The 17050-nt window shown below is 73.3% G+C and carries 18 protein-coding genes; 1 reads left to right on the top strand and 17 read right to left on the bottom strand.

The features are described from left to right. The first annotated feature begins 361 nt into the window (after nucleotides 1-361). A complete protein-coding gene (locus OERS_RS09715; RefSeq protein ID WP_248948496.1) occupies nucleotides 362-922 on the top strand; it encodes a M23 family metallopeptidase in 561 nt (186 codons plus the stop codon). A gap of 110 nt (nucleotides 923-1032) precedes the next feature. Here OERS_RS09715 and OERS_RS09720 read toward each other — a convergent pair whose 3' ends face one another. The 17 genes from OERS_RS09720 to OERS_RS09800 form a co-directional block, all read right to left on the bottom strand. Next, nucleotides 1033-2022 (bottom strand): tyrosine recombinase XerC, encoded by a 990-nt coding sequence (locus OERS_RS09720; RefSeq protein WP_083201352.1) that lies wholly within the window; start codon nucleotides 2020-2022, stop codon nucleotides 1033-1035. A 55-nt stretch (nucleotides 2023-2077) separates the two neighbouring features. Beyond that, complete coding sequence (gene dprA / locus OERS_RS09725; protein ID WP_068625612.1) at nucleotides 2078-3268, bottom strand: DNA-processing protein DprA; 1191 nt, start codon at nucleotides 3266-3268, stop codon at nucleotides 2078-2080. Next, entirely contained in the window at nucleotides 3261-4799 is a 1539-nt protein-coding gene (locus OERS_RS09730) for a YifB family Mg chelatase-like AAA ATPase (RefSeq protein WP_068625613.1), read from the bottom strand. The genes dprA and OERS_RS09730 overlap by 8 nt, the downstream gene beginning before the upstream one ends. Then, entirely contained in the window at nucleotides 4799-5155 is a 357-nt protein-coding gene (locus OERS_RS09735) for a YraN family protein (RefSeq protein WP_068625614.1), read from the bottom strand. The genes OERS_RS09730 and OERS_RS09735 overlap by 1 nt, the downstream gene beginning before the upstream one ends. A gap of 242 nt (nucleotides 5156-5397) precedes the next feature. Then, complete coding sequence (locus OERS_RS09740) at nucleotides 5398-5697, bottom strand: DUF2469 domain-containing protein (RefSeq protein ID WP_024840525.1); 300 nt, start codon at nucleotides 5695-5697, stop codon at nucleotides 5398-5400. Between the two features lie 84 nt (nucleotides 5698-5781). Next, nucleotides 5782-6549: a ribonuclease HII gene (locus OERS_RS09745; RefSeq protein WP_409365924.1), complete on the bottom strand. Its 768-nt coding sequence runs from the start codon at nucleotides 6547-6549 to the stop codon at nucleotides 5782-5784. Beyond that, entirely contained in the window at nucleotides 6546-7247 is a 702-nt protein-coding gene (gene lepB / locus OERS_RS09750; RefSeq protein WP_056648673.1) for a signal peptidase I, read from the bottom strand. The genes OERS_RS09745 and lepB overlap by 4 nt, the downstream gene beginning before the upstream one ends. A gap of 214 nt (nucleotides 7248-7461) precedes the next feature. Next, complete coding sequence (gene rplS, locus OERS_RS09755) at nucleotides 7462-7821, bottom strand: 50S ribosomal protein L19 (protein WP_056648670.1); 360 nt, start codon at nucleotides 7819-7821, stop codon at nucleotides 7462-7464. Between the two features lie 162 nt (nucleotides 7822-7983). Next, nucleotides 7984-8823: a tRNA (guanosine(37)-N1)-methyltransferase TrmD gene (gene trmD, locus OERS_RS09760; RefSeq protein WP_068625615.1), complete on the bottom strand. Its 840-nt coding sequence runs from the start codon at nucleotides 8821-8823 to the stop codon at nucleotides 7984-7986. A 1-nt stretch (nucleotide 8824) separates the two neighbouring features. Continuing rightward, nucleotides 8825-9412 (bottom strand): ribosome maturation factor RimM, encoded by a 588-nt coding sequence (rimM, locus tag OERS_RS09765; protein ID WP_068625616.1) that lies wholly within the window; start codon nucleotides 9410-9412, stop codon nucleotides 8825-8827. 223 nt (nucleotides 9413-9635) lie between these two features. Next, a complete protein-coding gene (locus OERS_RS09770) occupies nucleotides 9636-9875 on the bottom strand; it encodes an RNA-binding protein (protein ID WP_030150613.1) in 240 nt (79 codons plus the stop codon). After that, nucleotides 9875-10303, bottom strand: coding sequence for a 30S ribosomal protein S16 (rpsP, locus tag OERS_RS09775; RefSeq protein WP_056648668.1), 429 nt, complete (start codon nucleotides 10301-10303; stop codon nucleotides 9875-9877). Before rpsP ends, OERS_RS09770 begins: the two co-directional genes overlap by 1 nt. Nucleotides 10304-10580: 277 nt before the next feature. Next, on the bottom strand, nucleotides 10581-11699 hold the full coding sequence (locus OERS_RS09780; protein ID WP_068625617.1) for an amidohydrolase family protein: 1119 nt from the start codon (nucleotides 11697-11699) through the stop codon (nucleotides 10581-10583). Between the two features lie 132 nt (nucleotides 11700-11831). Then, entirely contained in the window at nucleotides 11832-13454 is a 1623-nt protein-coding gene (gene ffh / locus OERS_RS09785) for a signal recognition particle protein (protein ID WP_068625618.1), read from the bottom strand. A gap of 10 nt (nucleotides 13455-13464) precedes the next feature. Beyond that, a complete protein-coding gene (locus OERS_RS09790; protein ID WP_068625619.1) occupies nucleotides 13465-15297 on the bottom strand; it encodes a [protein-PII] uridylyltransferase in 1833 nt (610 codons plus the stop codon). 65 nt (nucleotides 15298-15362) lie between these two features. Next, nucleotides 15363-15701 carry a P-II family nitrogen regulator gene (locus tag OERS_RS09795; RefSeq protein WP_056648660.1) on the bottom strand — a complete coding sequence of 113 codons (339 nt, stop codon included), beginning with the start codon at nucleotides 15699-15701 and terminating at the stop codon, nucleotides 15363-15365. Further along, on the bottom strand, nucleotides 15698-17005 hold the full coding sequence (locus tag OERS_RS09800; protein WP_068625620.1) for an ammonium transporter: 1308 nt from the start codon (nucleotides 17003-17005) through the stop codon (nucleotides 15698-15700). Before OERS_RS09800 ends, OERS_RS09795 begins: the two co-directional genes overlap by 4 nt. Between the last annotated feature and the right edge of the window lie 45 nt (nucleotides 17006-17050).

Here is a 17050-nt window from a genome sequence, read left to right on the forward strand (position 1 = left end):
GTTGACGGTGCGGGCCGGGATTGGCCGTGCACCCCTGGCGTCACACCGCCTGGCGACGCCGGACCCTGGCGAACGAGGGTCCGGACCGTTGTCGTGGCAGCCCCTGCCGCTGGCCCTGACGAGCCGGGAGGCGGGGAAGTGACGCGCGAAGTCGACGGCGCGCAGCGGGGGCCGTGGCCTCTCCGGCGGACTCCGCCGGAGGTGCTCGTGGGCCGTCCGAATGAACGTGCCGATCGCGGCGTTAAGTCTACCTGATGCGCGGCCCCGACCGGACCCGTCCACAGGTCCCCTCGGATCGGTCCGGTCCACAGGCGCGGACGCCGGCGCACCACCCGCGATGGCGGTGCGCGATGCTCGGCCCGTGCCCGCCATCCTGTCACGCCCCGCCCGCCTCTCCGCCGTCGTCGCCGGGGCCCTTGCGCTCACCCTCGTCGCGTCGCCCACGCCCCTCGCTCTGGGCGGGGGCGCACGCACACCGGCGAGCGATCCCTGGGTCGCGCCGGTCGCCGGCGACCTCGTCGTGCTGCGCCCTTTCCTCCCACCCGACCAGGACTGGCTCGCCGGGCACCGCGGCGTGGACCTCGGCGCGTCGCCCGGGTCGGCGGTCGTCGCTCCTCACGCCGGGGTCGTGACGTTCGCCGGGACCGTCGTGGACCGCGGCGTCGTCGTGGTGCTGCACGACGACGGGCTGCGCACCTCGCTCGAACCCGTCGCGGGGAGCGTGGTTCCCGGGACGAGGGTCGCGCGCGGCGAGGTCGTCGGGACCCTCGAGAGCGGCCCCGACGGAGGTGGCGGGGCCGCCGCCGGGCACTGCGCGCCGGCGTCGTGCCTCCACTGGGGCGTCCGGCGGGGAGAGCGCTACCTGGACCCGCTCGCCCTGCTGGCACCTCGTGAACCGATCGTGCTCCTGCCGCTGCGCTGAGGCCTCGCCCGGCCGAGCCCGACGCCGACGTCGGCGTCGGCGTCGGCATCGGTGCAGCAGCGGCCCCGGGCCCGGGCGACGGACACCCCGCCGGCCGCGGCAGGGACCCGTCACGCCCTCGGGAACGCCTGCTCGAACGAGGCCCGCAGCCGGTCGGCGCTGACGTGCGTGTAGCGCTGCGTCGTGGAGAGCGTCGCGTGCCCGAGCACCTCCTGGACGCTGCGCAGGTCGGAGCCTCCCTGCAGCAGGTGCGTCGCGGCGCTGTGGCGCAGGTCGTGCGGCGTCACGTCGTCGACGCCCGCGAGCGCCGCGAGCCGGTGCACCGTCTCGCGCGCCTGCCGCTGACCCCATCGGTGTCCCCGGTCGCCCAGCAGGAGCGCCGGTCCGGAGTCGGCCACCGCGAGCGCGGGGCGACCGGCGTCGAGCCAGCGACGGATCGCCCGCCCGGCGGGCACCCCGAACGGCACGACCCGCTCCTTGTCGCCCTTGCCGACCACGCGCAGGGTCCGCTCCCCCAGGTCCACGTCGTCGACGTCGATCCCGACGAGCTCGGCGACGCGCACACCCGAGGCGTAGAGCACCTCGAGCGCGGCCCACTCGCGCAGCCGGGCAGGGTCGCCGTCGGCGGCAGACTCGCGGGCGGTCTCCATGAGGTGTGCGGCCGAGTCGACCGCGAGGACCGTGGGCAGGTGACGCGGGACGCGGGGGCTCGCGAGGCGCAGCGCGGGGTTCTGCGCAGTGCGCCCCGTGCTCGTGGTCCAGGCGAAGAAGGCGCGCGCCGCGGCGCCGCGGCGGGCCATCGTGGTGCGCGCCAGGTCCCGCGCCCCGAGGTCGGCGAGCCAGTCGCGCAGCACCGCGATGTCGACGTCGCCGAGCTCGCGCACGCCCGTCCCGACGGCGCGCCCCAGGAGCGAGCGCACGTCGCCCGTGTAGGCGCGCACGGTGTGTGCGGAGAGTCCGCGCTGCACGACCAGGTGCTCCTCGAACGCCGCGACCGCGGCGGTCAGCCCGGCCGGGAGGTCGGGCGCGGCCTCCGGCTGCCCGGGGTCGTCCTGCCCGGCCTTCTCGGCACCGTGCGGACGCTTCTCGGAGGTGCCCATGGCACTAGTCTCGCGGAGCGCTCCCGCCGTGACGGGTCTGCCACGCCCGGCGGCCCTACCCGCCGAGCCTGCGCCACCGCCCGCCCGACTGCTCGGCGAGCCCCACGAGCTCGAGGTGGCCGAGGCCTCCGAGCGTCTCCTGGCTGCCGAGCCCGGCCGTCCGGGCCACCGACTCGACCGGAGCGTGGGCTCGCACCGGGGGCGCGTCCCAGAGTCGCCGGCCCACCTCGTCGAGCCCGTCCTGCGGCTCGTGGCGTCCCTCCTGGGCCGTGACCGCGTCGGCCCCCGCGCTGCCTCCCAGCTCGGCTGCCTCGGCGGCGTCGGTGACGCAGACCGCCTTCGCGTCCCGGAGCAGCCGGTGGCACCCGCCCGAGGCCATCGAGGTGACCGGTCCGGGGACCGCGCCCACGGGGCGCAGGAGCACGGCCGCGTGCGTCGCGGTGCTCAGCGCCCCCGAGCGCCAGGCCGCCTCGACCACGACGGTCGCTCCGGAGAACGCGGCGATGAGGCGGTTGCGGTGCAGGAAGCGCACCCGGCTCGGGACCGAGCCCGGCGGGACCTCGCTGACCACGCTCCCCTCCTCCAGGACGGCGCGCAGCAGGTCGGTGTTCCCCGCGGGGTAGAGACGGTCTGCCCCTCCGGCGAGGAACGCGACCGTCCGCCCTGCGGCGGCGAGAGCGCCGCGGTGCGCGGCGGCGTCGATCCCGTAGGCGCCTCCCGAGACGACCGTGAAGCGACGGTCGACCAGTCCCACCGCGAGGTCCGCGGCGACGTGCCGCCCGTAGTCCGTGCACGCGCGCGCCCCCACGAGCGCGAGCGAGCGGGTCGAGAGCGCGGCGAGGTCGTCGTCGCCCCGGACCCAGAGCGCGAGCGGGGCGGCGGCGCCCAGGTCGTCGAGCGCGGTCGGCCACCGCGGGTCCTCCGGGATCACGAGGCGGCCGCCGATCCTGCCGAAGGCGCCCAGCTCACGCGCAGGGTCCAGGCCGGGCAACCGTCCTCGCCAACGCTCGACGGCGCGCACGAGCCGGTCCCCTGCGGGTCGCTCGTCGCGACCCGCGAGCGCTCCCAGCGCCAGCCGGTGGGGGTCGTCGACGACCTCGTAGAGCCACGCGAGAGAGTCGGCGGCACCGAGGTGCGCGACGAGCGCGCCCGCGACCTGGTCGCCCGGCTCCGTGATCCGGCTCCACGCCGCACGCGCGAGCAGCGGGTCGTAGAGGTCGAACGAGGCACGACGCCGCTCACCCATGGTGGCCCCTGGTCCGCAGCGCGAGCCCCTGCCCCACGTCCGACCGGGTGGGCGCGTCCCGCCCTGCGAGGTCCGCGACGGTCCAGGCGAGGCGCAGCACCCGGTCGGCCCCGCGCAGCGAGAGCGTCCCACGGTCGAGCGCCGTGTCGACGTCGGCCAGCAGGCCTCGCCCCGCGCCCAACCGTTCGCGCAGCCACGTCCCGGGCACCTCGGCGTTCGTCGACCAGGGGGTCCCCGCGAGCCGAGCCTTTGCCGCGGCCCGCGCGCCGGCGACACGCACGGCGACCGTCGCGCTCGTCTCCACGTCCCCCTCGCCCGCACGGTCCACCCGGGTCACGGGGCGCACCTCGACCTGGACGTCCACGCGGTCGAGCAGCGGCCCCGAGAGGCGCCCGAAGTACCGTCGGCGGACGATCGGCGTGCACTGGCACTCGATCCCCTTGCCGATCGAGAGACCGCACGGGCAGGGGTTCGCGGCGAGCACCAGCTGGAAGCGTGCCGGGTAGCGCGCCGAGCCCGCGGCCCGGTGGATCACGAGCTCACCGTGCTCGAGCGGCTGCCGCAGCGTCTGGAGCACCCGGGAGCCGAACTCGGGGGCCTCGTCGAGGAAGAGGACCCCGCGGTGCGCCCGCGAGGCGGCACCGGGACGAGGCAGGCCCGACCCTCCGCCGACGATCGAGGCGGCCGTCGCCGTGTGGTGGGGGTCTTCGTAGGGCGGACGCCGCACGAGTCCCTGACCGGGGTCGAACACCCCCGCGACCGAGTGGACCGCGGTGACCTCGACGGCCTCGGCCTCGTCGAGGTCCGGCAGGATGCTCGTGATCCGCGACGCGAGCATGGTCTTGCCCGCCCCGGGGGGTCCGACGAGCAGCAGGTGGTGGCCTCCCGCTGCGGCGACCTCGACGGCTCGCCGGGCCTGCTCCTGCCCCAGGACGTCCCGCAGGTCGCCCTCGGCCCGTCGTGGCCGTTCGACCCGTGGCGCACGGGAGGCGGCCGACGGCAGGACCATGCCGGGGACCTCGGCGCCGTAGAGGGCCGCGACCTCGGCGAGGCTCGCGACGCCGACGACGCGCGCCCCGGGCACGAGGCGCGCCTCCTGCGCGTCCTCCAGCGGCACGACGACGTCGCACAGCCCGGCCGCGACCGCGGCGGCCACGGCAGGGAGCACCCCACGGACGGGCTGCAGCCGGCCGTCGAGCCCGAGCTCGCCGATGTGCACGACCTTCTCGGGGTCGGACACCGAGATCCGGCGAGCGCCGGCCAGCATCGCGACGGCGATGGCCAGGTCGAAGCCCGAGCCGGACTTCGGCAGCGACGCGGGAGACAGGTTGACCGTGACCTTGCGCTGGGGCCACGAGATGCCGGACGAGGCGATCGCGGCCCGGACGCGGTCGCGCGACTCGGACAGCGCCGCGTCCGGCAGCCCCACGAGCGTGAACCCGGGGACCGAGGCCGCCAGGTGGGCCTGCACCTCCACGAGGTGGCCCGAGAGTCCCACGAGCGAGACCGCGAACGTCGTGCCGAGGGTCATCAGCTGACCCCGACGAGGTGCTCGACCTGCGCGGCCCCTGCCTGCGGGAGCACGACGGCCACGACGTCGATCCGGACCGATCCGGGCCGCACCGGGTGGGCGGCCATCCACTCACCGGTCAGCCGGCGCAGCCGCGCGAGCTTGTCCGGGGTCACGGCCTCGGCGGGATGCCCGTAGGCCGTGCCTCGTCGCGTCTTGACCTCGACGACGACGAGCACGTCGCCGTCCCTGGCCACCACGTCGAGCTCGCCCCGGGTGCCGCGCCAGTTGCGGTCGAGCACGACCCACCCGGCCTCGACCAGGTATCTCGCGGCGATCTTCTCCCCGTACCGACCGACAGCGTCCTTCGCTCCCATGTCCCACCTCCGGGCCACACCCTGACGCACTCAGGGGCGGCGCGGGGCGCGGGGACACGGGGCCTGTGGACGGCCCCGCGGGTCGCGCGCCTGTGCACGGCTCGAAGCTGCGGGCGGCCGCTGCGTGGCAGTGCACGGAGGGCAGACGGAGGCGGACGACAGCGCCGCACGCAGCGATCACGGCTACGGGTACGGGTCAGCGCAGCACGACCCCAGCAGCACCCGCCGCCGCCCGGCGTTTCCTAGAGCTGGAGCTCGGCCTTGGCCAGCTCCTCGACGTTCACGTCCTTGAACGTCACGACGCGCACCGACTTCACGAAGCGGGCCGACCGGTAGACGTCCCAGACCCACGCGTCGGCCAGCCGTAGCTCGAAGTACACCTCGCCGGCGGCCGAGCGGACCTGCAGGTCCACCTGGTTCGCGAGGTAGAAACGTCGTTCGGTCTCGACCACGTAGGAGAACAGGCCCACCACATCGCGATACTCGCGGTAGAGGGCCAGTTCCATCTCGGTCTCATAGTTCTCGAGGTCTTCGGCGCTCACTGGACCATCATGGACCATCGGCGGACCGAACCCGGGACGCGCACCCGCGCACGCACGCTGCGGCGCGCCGACGAGCCTCTCCCCTCAGGCCCCGTCCTGCTCGGGGAGCCGCCAGCTGCGCCGGTGCTGCGGCGTCGGGCCGTGGGCCTTGAGCGCCTCGACGTGCACGGCCGCGCCGTACCCCTTGTTGCCGTCCCAGCCGTAGGCCGGGTACTGCCGGGCGAGTCCCGTCATGAGGCCGTCGCGCTCGCACTTGGCGAGCACGCTCGCCGCCGCGACCGAGGCGCACTGGAGGTCGGCCTTGACCAGGGTCCGCACGGCAGGGTCAGGCAGCGCCTCCAGGTCGTCCTCGGGGTCCAGGTCGAAGGCCTCGAAGAGGTCGACCGTCGGGCGGGTCAGCCAGTCGTGCTTGCCGTCGAGCAGGACGGCGTCGACGGGTCCGAGCGACCTGCGGACCTGGGCGAGCGCACGGCGCCCGGCGAGCCGGAGGGCGGCCACGATCCCGTGGGCGTCGATCTCCGCCGGGCCGGCGTGCCCGACGGCCCATGCGAGACCCCAGTCGCGCACCGCGGGCAGCAGCGCCTCGCGCGCCGCGGGCGTGAGCATCTTGGAGTCGGTCAGCCCCTCCGGGAACGCGCCCGTGGTCAGGTCGACCACGACGACGCCCACGCTGACCGGTCCGGCGAGCGCCCCGCGCCCGACCTCGTCCATGCCGGCGACGAACCGTGCCCCCGAGTCGAGCATCGAGCGCTCGTGGCGCATGGTCGGCGGCACGGGACCGGTCGCCCGCTTCGCGGGGGCCTTGCGGGGCTTGTTCGCGGCCGCGGGGCGCGCACCGAGGTCGGTCGTCACGGCTCCGGCACCTCCGCGAACACGTCGCCCGGGTTGCGCATGAACGTGAAGTCGCTCAGGGGCCAGACCTTGACGAACGCGGTCCCCACGACGTTGTTGATCGGCACGAACCCTCCGCCCGGCTTGCCAGTGTTGTAGCGCGAGTCGGCGGAGTGCTGGCGGTTGTCGCCCATGACGAACAGCATGCCCTCCGGGACCACGGTGTCGAAAGGGTCCTGGCTCGGGACGGAGCCCGGCTTGATGTACGTCTCGTCGATGGGCTGCCCGTTGACGCTCACGCGCCCCTGGGCGTCGCAGCACACGACCGTGTCGCCCGGGAGGCCGATCACGCGCTTGATGAGGTGCTCGCCCGTGTCCTGCGGGAGCAGTCCCACGAACGTCATGGCCGACGTCACGGCGTTGCCCACCGGCCCGCGGTCGGGGGCGACGTACGGCGGGAGCCAGCTGCCCGGGTCCTTGAAGACGATGACGTCCCCGCGGTGGACGTCGAACGCGTCGGGCACGAGCCGGGAGACCATCACCCGGTCCCCCTCGACGAGCGTGTCCTCCATCGAGGCGCTCGGGATGAAGAAGGCCTGCACGAGGAACGACTTGATGAGCCACGAGAGCACCAGGGCGCTGACCAGGATGATCGCGGTCTCGCGCACGAGCGACGGCCTGCGGGGTGCGCGGCGCGCGCCGGGCTGCTGCTCTGCCATCTCGCTCCTTGCGTGAGCACCGGCACCCGGATGGTCACCGGGGGCGGGTTCGGGTCGGGCTGCTGCCTGGGCGGCGCTCTCTGTCACGCGCTCACTGTGCCATTTCGACGCCCGAGAGGGGAAAACGGCGCGCGCCGGGACGCCGACGGGCGGCCACCTCGAGAGGTGACCGCCCGTGGGCGTGCAGTGCGGCTGACGGGGTGTCAGGACCGGATCACTTGGCGGGAAGCGCGTCGCGCTTCTCCTTGATCTTCGCCTTCTTGCCGCGCAGCTTGCGCAGGTAGTACAGCTTGGCGCGACGGACGTCACCGCGCGTGACGACCTCGATCGTCTCGAGCGTCGGGGAGTGCACCGGGAAGGTACGCTCCACGCCGACACCGAAGCTGATCTTGCGGACCGTGAAGGTCTCGCGGACGCCGCCACCCTGGCGGCCGATGACGACGCCCTGGAACGCCTGGACGCGGGAGCGGTTGCCCTCGACGACCTTGACGTTGACCTTGACGGTGTCTCCGGCCCGGAACTCCGGGATGTCGCTACGCAGCGATGCTGCGTCGACGCTGTCCAGCGTGTGCATTGTTCTCTCCCCGCTCTGCCACAGGTCAGACGCGTTCTCGTGGCCCACCGCGAGGTGGGTCCGGTTCAGTACAAGGGTGGTGCTCGCATGAGATCGGTCGCGCACGCGGACGTGCGGTGAGCCTCCCCTGTGGCAGAGACCCGACCGGCGGACACCGAGGGTCTATTCTGCCACACCGCCGGGAACGGTCCCCGGGCCTGCTTCAGGAGCAGGGTTCTCGACCGTCACCGGGCGACGCAACGCGCCGTCGGCGATCTTCCACCCGAGCCCCGTCAGGAACGCGCGGTCGTGCTTGTCGAGCGTGCTCACCTCGAGCGCCTCGATCAGGTCCGGCCTGCGGGCTGCGGTCTTCTCGAGCGCGCGGTCCCTGCGCCAGCGGCGGATCTTCGCGTGGTGCCCGGAGAGCAGGACGTCGGGCACCTCGATGTCCTGCCAGACGGGCGGCTTGGTGTACACCGGGTACTCGAGCAGGCCGGCCGCACCGTGCGACTCCTCCACGAGCGACTCGGGGTTGCCGATCACTCCGGGAAGCAGGCGGGCGACGGCCTCGACCATGACGAGCGAGGCGACCTCGCCGCCGTTGAGCACGTAGTCGCCGATCGAGAGCTCGCTCACGCGGTGCCCCGCGGCGCGGTAGTGCTCGGCCACGCGCGCGTCGATCCCCTCGTAGCGCCCGCACGCGAAGACGAGCTGGTCCTCGGTCGCCAGGGCTTCCGCGGTGCGCTGGGTGAACGTCGTGCCCGACGGCGTCGGGACCACCAGGTGCGCGGGTCCGGTCGAGGTCAGCTCGTCGATGGCCTGCCCCCACACGTCGGGGCGCATGACCATGCCCGCTCCCCCGCCGAAGGGCGTGTCGTCGACCGTACGGTGGCGGTCCGTCGTCCAGTCGCGCAGGTCGTGGACGCGCAGGTCGAGCAGCCCTGCGACGCGGGCCTTGCCGACGAGCGACAGGTCGAGCGCGGCCAGGTACTCGGGGAAGATCGAGACGATGTCGATGCGCACGTCAGTCGTTCGTCCCGTCGGTGCCGTCAGAGCCGTCGGAAGAGTCACCCGAGCCCGGCGTGGGCTCGGCGACCTCGAGCCGGTCCGCGTCCCGGGCGAGGAGCCCGCCCGGCGGGTCCAGCACCACGCGACCGCCGGGGACGTCGACCACGGGCACGATCGCGTGCACGAACGGCACGAGCGTGCGCGAGCCGTCCGTCTCCTTGATCACGAGCATGTCGTGGGCGGGCAGGTGCTCGAGCCCCTGGACCTCACCGACGACCGTCCCGTCCTCGAGCTCGGCGCGCAGGCCCGCGAGCTCGTGCGGGTACCAGGCGTCCTCCTCGTCGGAGACGTCGGCCTCGACCACGAGCGTGACACCGCGCATGCGCTCGGCCGCGGAGCGGTCCGTCACACCCGCGAAGGTCACGAGCCACTTGCCCTGGTGCAGCCGTGCGCGCTCGATCGTCAGCGGGCCCGCCTCCGCGGGCTCGGTGTCGATCGAGGACCCGACGACGAGACGTGCCTCGGGGTTGTCGGTGCGCAGGTCCAGCGCGACCTCGCCGCGCAGTCCGTGGGCGCGGCCGATACGGGCCACCGTGAGCTGCATCGTGTGCTCCTTCTCGTCGTGTACGTGCTGGTCGTTCCGGGGCGCGGACCGCTCGACCGGACGGGATCACCGTGGCACCCGTGCGGCGGCGCCGCACCCGTGCCCGGTGTCGGACAGACGACGAGGCCCGGTCCGCCGTGAGGGGACCGGGCCTCGTCGTACCGTGCAGTCGGCGGACCGACCGTCACGTCGTGCTGTGAATCGGCTCTGCGCTCAGCAGGCGTCAGCGGCGATCGACGTCAACGACGTCGACCCGCACCGGACCGTCGACCGACAGGGCTCCGATCACCGTGCGCAGCGCGCGGGCAGTACGCCCGCCTCGCCCGATGACGCGTCCGAGGTCCTCGGGGTGAACCCGGACCTCGAGCAGCTCGCCCCGGCGCAGCGGCTTCGCGTTGACCCGGACCGCGTCCGGGTTGTCCACGATCCCGCGCACCAGGTGCTCGAGCGCCTCGCCGAGCATCAGGCCTGCTCTTCGGCTGCCTCAGCCGCGTCAGCGGACTCGACCGGAGCAGCGGACTTCTTCTCGGCAGCCTTGGCCTTGGCCTTCTCGGCGTCCTGAGCGGCAGCCTCGATGGCAGCGGCCGGGTCGACCTTCTCGCCCTTGACGCGCAGGGTGCCCTCGGCACCCGGCAGGCCCTTGAACTTCTGCCAGTCACCCGTGATCTTGAGGAGCACGAGCACCTGCGGCGACGGCTGCGCGCCGACGCTCAGCCAGTACTGCGCACGCTCGGAGGAGATGTCGATGAGCGACGGCTCCTCGGTCGGGTGGTACTTGCCGATCTCCTCGATGACGCGACCGTCGCGCTTGGTGCGCGAGTCGGCGACGACGACACGGTAGTACGGCGCACGGATCTTGCCGAGACGCTTCAAACGAATTCTGGTGGCCACTGTGGTGGTCTCTCCTGGTTCTGGGTGAGGTGACCCGTGCGTCCTCCCGGTGGGGACCAGGCGAGCACGAGGTCGGGACACGGCGTAGCGCGGAGAGAGGGGCCGGGCACGCCGAGTACCCGGCTATTGTGCCAGACCAGACAGCGTGCGACCAACCCGTCCTTCGAGGACCCGTGTCACACGAGACGACTCCCTCGGACCGGTGCGAAAGCCCCTCAGACCGGAGACACCACCCTCACCCACCACACACGGCGCGCCCAGGCGAGGGCCCCACCCCTCAGACCGGAGACACCAGTTCCCCGCGCAGCACCACGGCCTTCGGGTGCCGCAGCACCTCGATGTTCTCGCGGGGGTCCTCCGGGTAGACCACGAGGTCCGCGCTCGACCCCTCGACGAGCCCGCCGTAGCCCAGGAACTCGCGCCCCTGCCAGCTCGCGGCCGCGACGACGTCGGCCGTCGGGACGCCCGCGGCCACCATCTCCGCGCACTCGTCGGCGATCCGGCCGTGCCCGAGGGTGCCGCCCGCGTCGGTGCCGACCAACAGCTGGATGCCGGCCTCGTGGAGCTGGCGCACCTGCTCGTACCGACGCTCGTGCATGTCGCGCATGCGCGAGGCGAAGAGCGGGTACTTGCCCTCGGCCTGCCGGGCGATGTTCTCGAACTCGGCGACCTGCAGGAGCGTGGGCGTCACGGCGATGCCCCGCTCGGACAGCGTGTACATGTCGTCGGGGTGGATCCCGGTGCCGTGCTCGATGCAGTCGACGCCCGCGGCCAGCAGCGAGGGGACGACCTCGCTCGAGAACGCGTGGACCGTGACGCGCGCGGCCTCGGCGTGCGCGACCGCGACTGCCTCGGTCAGCACGTCCTGCGGCCACAGGGGGCGCAGGTCGCCGTCGGCACCGAGGTCGCGGTCGATCCAGTCCCCGACGAGCTTGACCCAGCCGTCCCCGGCGCGCGCCTCCTGGCGCACGACCTCGGGGAGCTGCGTGACGTCGTCGAGCTCGAGACCGAAGTTGCGCAGGTAGCGCTTGGGGCGCGCGATGTGGCGCCCCGCCCGCACGATGCGCGGCAGGTCACGGCGTGACCGGACCCACCGGGTGTCGAGCGGGGACCCCGCGTCACGCAGCAGGAGCACGCCGCTGTCGCGGTCCGCGACGGCCTGCGCCTGTGCGGTCGCGTTGTCGACCGGCCCGTCAGGACCGAGACCGACGTGGCAGTGCACGTCCACGAGCCCGGGCAGCACCCAGCCCTCGATCGCGACCATGTTCGTGCCCTGCGCGGACGGGCGGGTCAGCGTGACGTGGCCGTCCTTGACCCAGAGGTCGGAGACCTCGCGGTCGTCTCCCAGGAGGATGCGACCTCTGATGTGCAGCGAGGGGCCTTCCAGCGCGGACATCGGTCTCCAGGTTCTCGGACGGTCGGGGTGCGTCCGTCGCGCCGCCGGACGGGCCGGACCACGGTGTCGGACGAGGGGTCGGACGAAGGTCAGGTGTGAGCCACCGTGACCTGCAGGACATAACCTAGCGCGCTAGCGCCCCAGGAACTTCTCCAGGTCGGGCGGGAGCTGCAGGTCGGTCGCGTCGGTCGACTTCTGGGGGGCCTTCGCGCCACCCAGCCCACCGAACGCCGCACCGGGCGCTGCGGTCGGCGCGGCAGGGCCGCCCAGGGCGCGCGCCTGGCGCGCGGCCTCCTCCGCCGCCCGCTTGGCCGGGTTGCCGGACTTCGCCTTGCGCCCCTTGGCCGGGGGCGCGACGCGCCCGCGGGCCTTCTTGCCCCCCATGCCCGGCAGGTTGCCCATGCCCGGCATGCCAGGCATGCCGCCGCCGCGGCTCATCTGGCGCATCATCTTCTGCGCGCCCGCGAACCGGTCGAGGAGCTGGTTGACGTCGCTCGTGGTGACACCCGAACCACGGGCGATGCGCGCACGGCGCGACCCGTTGATGATCTTGGGGTTCTCGCGCTCGCCCGGCGTCATCGAGCGGATGATCGCCTCGATGCGGTCGACCTCGCGCTCGTCGAAGTTGTCGAGCGCCTCGCGCATCTGCCCCATGCCGGGCAGCATGCCGAGCATCTTCTTCATGGAGCCCATGTTGCGCATCTGCTGCATCTGGACGAGGAAGTCCGCGAGCGTGAAGTCCTGGCCCGTGGCCACCTTCTCGGCCATCTTCGCGGCCTGCTCGGAGTCGAACGCCTTCTCGGCCTGCTCGATGAGGGTGAGCACGTCACCCATGTCGAGGATGCGCGAGGCCATGCGGTCGGGGTGGAAGGCCTCGAAGTCGGTGAGCTTCTCACCGGTCGAGGCGAAGAGGATCGGGCGCCCCGTCACACGGGCGACCGACAGCGCCGCACCACCGCGCGCGTCGCCGTCGAGCTTCGACAGGACGACGCCCGTGAAGTCGACGCCCTCCTCGAAGGCCTTGGCGGTCGCGACCGCGTCCTGGCCGATCATGGCGTCGATGACGAACAGGATCTCGTCGGGGTCGACCGCGTCGCGGATGTCCGCGGCCTGGCGCATGAGCTCGGCGTCGACGCCGAGACGGCCTGCGGTGTCGACGATGACCACGTCGTGCTGGCGCTGGCGCGCGGTCTCGACGCCGTCGCGGGCCACCTGGACCGGGTCGCCGACGCTCGTGCCCGACTCGCCCTCGGAGCCCTGGTTGCCGGGTAGCGGCGCGTAGACCGGCACGCCCGCGCGCTCACCCACGACCGACAGCTGGTTGACCGCGTTGGGGCGCTGGAGGTCCGCGGCGACGAGGAGCGGCGTGTGCCCCTGCTCGCGCAGGTGCAGCGCGAGCTTGCCCGCGAGCGTCGTCTTGCCGGCGCCCTGGAGGCCCGCGAGCATGATGACGGTCGGCGGGTTCTTCGCCAGGCGCAGGCCGCGGCTCTCCCCACCGAGGATCGCCACGAGCTCCTCGTTGACGATCTTGACGACCTGCTGGGCAGGGTTGAGCGCGCCGGAGACCTCGGCCGACAGGGCCCTGGACCGGATGGCACCGGTGAAGTCCTTGACGACGGGTACAGCGACGTCAGCGTCGAGGAGCGCGCGCCGGATCTCACGGATCGTGGCGTCGATGTCCGCCTCGGAGAGACGGCCCTTGCTCCGCAGGTTCTTGAAGGTCGACGTCAATCGATCTGACAGCGTGGCGAACACCGCGTCATCCTTACCGCTCGTGAATCAGGGAAGTGCCCAGCCTACCGGTCGGGGGCGCCGGCTCGGGCAGCACGGCCCGGGTCGCGACCGTGAGGTCGTCCACGAGGCGCGCGCGCCACGAGGTCCAGGCCGTGGGGCCGAGCGATGAGGAGTCGGCCTCGGTCAGCGCGCGCAGCACCTCGAGCAGGTCCCGTCGGTGCCCGACGGCGTCGGCGAGCTCGGCGACGGTCGCCGGGTCGTCCGGGTCCGCCGAGACGGCGAGCCGCGAGAGGGTGAGGTGGTGGCGCACGAGGCGCGCGACGTCGTCGGGCACCCCGTCCTCGAAGCCCATCCGGTGCAGGATGCCCGGGACGAGCCGCGCACCCTCCTCCGAGTGGTCGGCCGCGCCGCGCCGCTTGCCGATGTCGTGGAACAGCGCCGAGAGCAGCAGGAGGTCGGGGCGAGCGACCTCCTTGCGGTCCCGCGCGGCCCGCGCGACCGTCTCGACGAGGTGGCGGTCGACCGTGTGCCGGTGGATCGCGGCGCGCTGCGGCCGGTTGCGCACCCCGGCCCACTCGGGGATCCAGGTCGTGACGACCCCCGCGAGGTCGAGCGCCTCCCAGACCGCGACCTGCGCGTGACCGCTGCCGAGCAGCGAGAGGAAGGCCGCCCGCGCCGCGGCGGGCCACGGTTCGGGGAGCGGCGGGCAGTGCGCGAGGCTGCTCACCGAGACGGGCGAGAGCGTCAGGCCCGTCCGTGCGGCCGTCGCGGCGGCGCGCAACGACAGCAGCGGGTCCGTCTCGGGGTGCGCGTCGATGGCCAGGACGAGCTCGCCGTCGTGCTCGACGAGCCCGTCCCCGACCGACCGCAGCCGGGGCGCGGCCCGTCGGCCCCGCACGAGGACCGGGCGACGCGTGGTGCTCGGCCGCTGGAGGGCCTGGCGGGCACGGCGGACCGTGGTGTCGAGCGCGTAGGAGATCTCGCGCCCGGAGGCCGCGAGGCTCGCGAGGAGCTCGTCGGGGTCGTCGTACCCCGTGAGCGCCGCGACCTCGTCGAGGTCCGCGAGCAGGAGCTTGTTGGTGTGCCGTCCCGTGACGACCTGGATCGCGTCGCGCACGTCGAGCAGGTGCGCGTGGGCCTGGTCGACCGTGCCGTGCGGCCGGTCCGTCAGCCAGGTCGCGGCCAGGGCCGAGAGCACCACGGCGTCGCGGATCCCGCCGCGCGACTCCTTGAGGTCGGGCTCGATCAGGTAAGCGATCTCGCCCGACCGCTCGGCCCGCTCCTTCGTCGAGGACAGGAGCTCGGGCAGACGACGCCGCGAGGCAGAACGCCAGTCCGTGAGCACGGCCGACGCGGCCCGGTGCACCACGAGCGCGTCGCCCGCGACGGGGCGGACGTCGAGCCACCCGACCGCCGCCGGGACGTCCTTGGACGCGACCTGGCGGCACTGGGACAACGACCGCACCGCATGGTCCAGGTCGACGCCCTCGTCCCACAGCGGGTACCAGAGGCGTTCGGCGATCGCCGCGACCTGCTCGGCCGAGTGGCTGCGACCGTCGTGCACGAGCACCAGGTCGAGGTCGCTCGCGGGCCCCATGTCCGCGCGCCCCAGGCTCCCCACGGCCGCGAGGGCCACACCCTCGGTGCTCGTGCCGGCCGTGGCCTCCTGCCAGAGGGCCGTGAGCCGGTCCGTGACCAGGGCGCAGACCGCCGAGCGGCGGGCCACCCCCGAGCTGCCCGGGCCGCTCAGGTTCCTGGCGACCGTGAGCATCTCGGCCCGGAGGCCCCGCACCCGAGGTGGGTACGGGGCCTCCGCCGGTTCGCCGGACCCCTGGGGGGTCCCTTCGTGCGCTGCGCCGGTCATCTCGACCGCGCCCCCTGCTGCACCGCTGACGACTCCATGCCGTTCTCCTGTCCGGTCCGGATCACCTAGAGGGCGCCGGCGCCGTGCTCGCCCGTGCGGACACGGGCGACGTCGTCGACCGTGACCGTCCACACCTTGCCGTCGCCGATCCGCCCGGTCTGGGCGGCCTTGACGATCGCCTCGGTGACCGTCGAGGAGTCCTCGTCGTCCACCAGGACCTCGATGCGGACCTTGGGGACCAGGTCCACGGTGTACTCCGCACCGCGGTAGACCTCGGTGTGGCCCTTCTGCCGGCCGTAGCCGCTGGCCTCGCTGACCGTCATGCCCCGGACCCCTGCGGCCTCGAGCGCGGACTTCACGTCGTCGAGACGGTGCGGCTGGATGATTCCTGTGACGAGCTTCATGCCCTGACCTCCTGGATGACACGACCCTGTGCGATGGTCTCGTATGCGGTCTCACCGTGCTCCGCGAGGTCGATCCCGCCGACCTCGGCGTCCTCGCTGACCCGCCAGCCCATCGTCACCTTGATGACGAAGCCGATGACGAACGTGAGGACTCCGGAGAAGATCACGGCCGCGAGGGCGATGACGACCTGGATCACGAGCTGGTCGATCCCGCCGCCGTAGAGCAGGCCCGTGTCCGTGCCCAGCAGACCGATGAGGACGGTCCCGACCAGGCCACCGACCAGGTGGACGCCGACGACGTCGAGCGAGTCGTCGTAGCCGAAGCGGTACTTGAGACCGACCGCGAGGGCGCACAGGACACCGGCGACGGCGCCGAGCGCGATCGCGCCGACCGGGTTGACGGCCGCGGCGGCCGGGGTGATCGCGACGAGGCCCGCGACGATACCGGACGCGGCACCCAGGCTCGTGGCGTGCCCGTCGCGCAGACGCTCGGTGAGCAGCCAGGCGGCCATCGCGGCGCAGGTCGCGACCGTGGTGTTGACCCAGGCCAGGCCCGCGACCTCGTTGGCGGCGCCGGCGGAACCGGCGTTGAAGCCGAACCAGCCGAACCACAGGAGCGCCGCGCCCAGCATCACGAACGGGAGGTTGTGGGGACGCATGGGCTCCTTGCCGAAGCCCTTGCGCTTGCCGATGATCAGCGCGAGCACCAGGCCCGCCACACCCGCGTTGATGTGGACGACCGTGCCACCGGCGAAGTCGATCGGGGCCACGTTGGCGATCCCGTCGGTCACGCCGTAGATCGCCGCCGCGATGCCGTTCTCGCCGGCACCGAGGATGCCGCCGCCCCACACCATGTGGGCGAGCGGGAAGTAGACGAGCGTCACCCAGACACCCGCGAAGACGAGCCACGCGCCGAACCGCGCACGGTCCGCGATGGCGCCGCTGATCAGGGCGACCGTGATGATCGCGAAGGTGGCCTGGAACCCTGCCGCCACGAGAGCCGGGACGCCGCTGCCTGCCAGGAGGCTGTTGGCGTCGTCGGTCAGGGGGGCCAGACCGAAGAACTCGGTCGGGTTGCCGAAGATGCCGGCCACGTCGGACCCGAAGGTCATCGAGTAGCCCCAGAGCACCCAGATGATGCCGACCACGGCGATCGCGCCGAAGCTCATCATCATCATGTTCAGGACGCTCTTGCCGCGGACCATGCCGCCGTAGAAGAACGCCAGGGCCGGGGTCATCAGCAGCACCAGAGCGGCTGACGTCAGGAGCCAGGCCGTGTTTCCAGTGTCAAGTTCGAAGGGCATGCGCTGTCGCCTCTCACCTCGCCAGCCGGGCGGCCGGACAGGTCA

The organism is Oerskovia enterophila (genome assembly GCF_001692445.1).
Taxonomy (GTDB): Bacteria; Actinomycetota; Actinomycetes; order Actinomycetales; family Cellulomonadaceae; genus Oerskovia; species Oerskovia enterophila.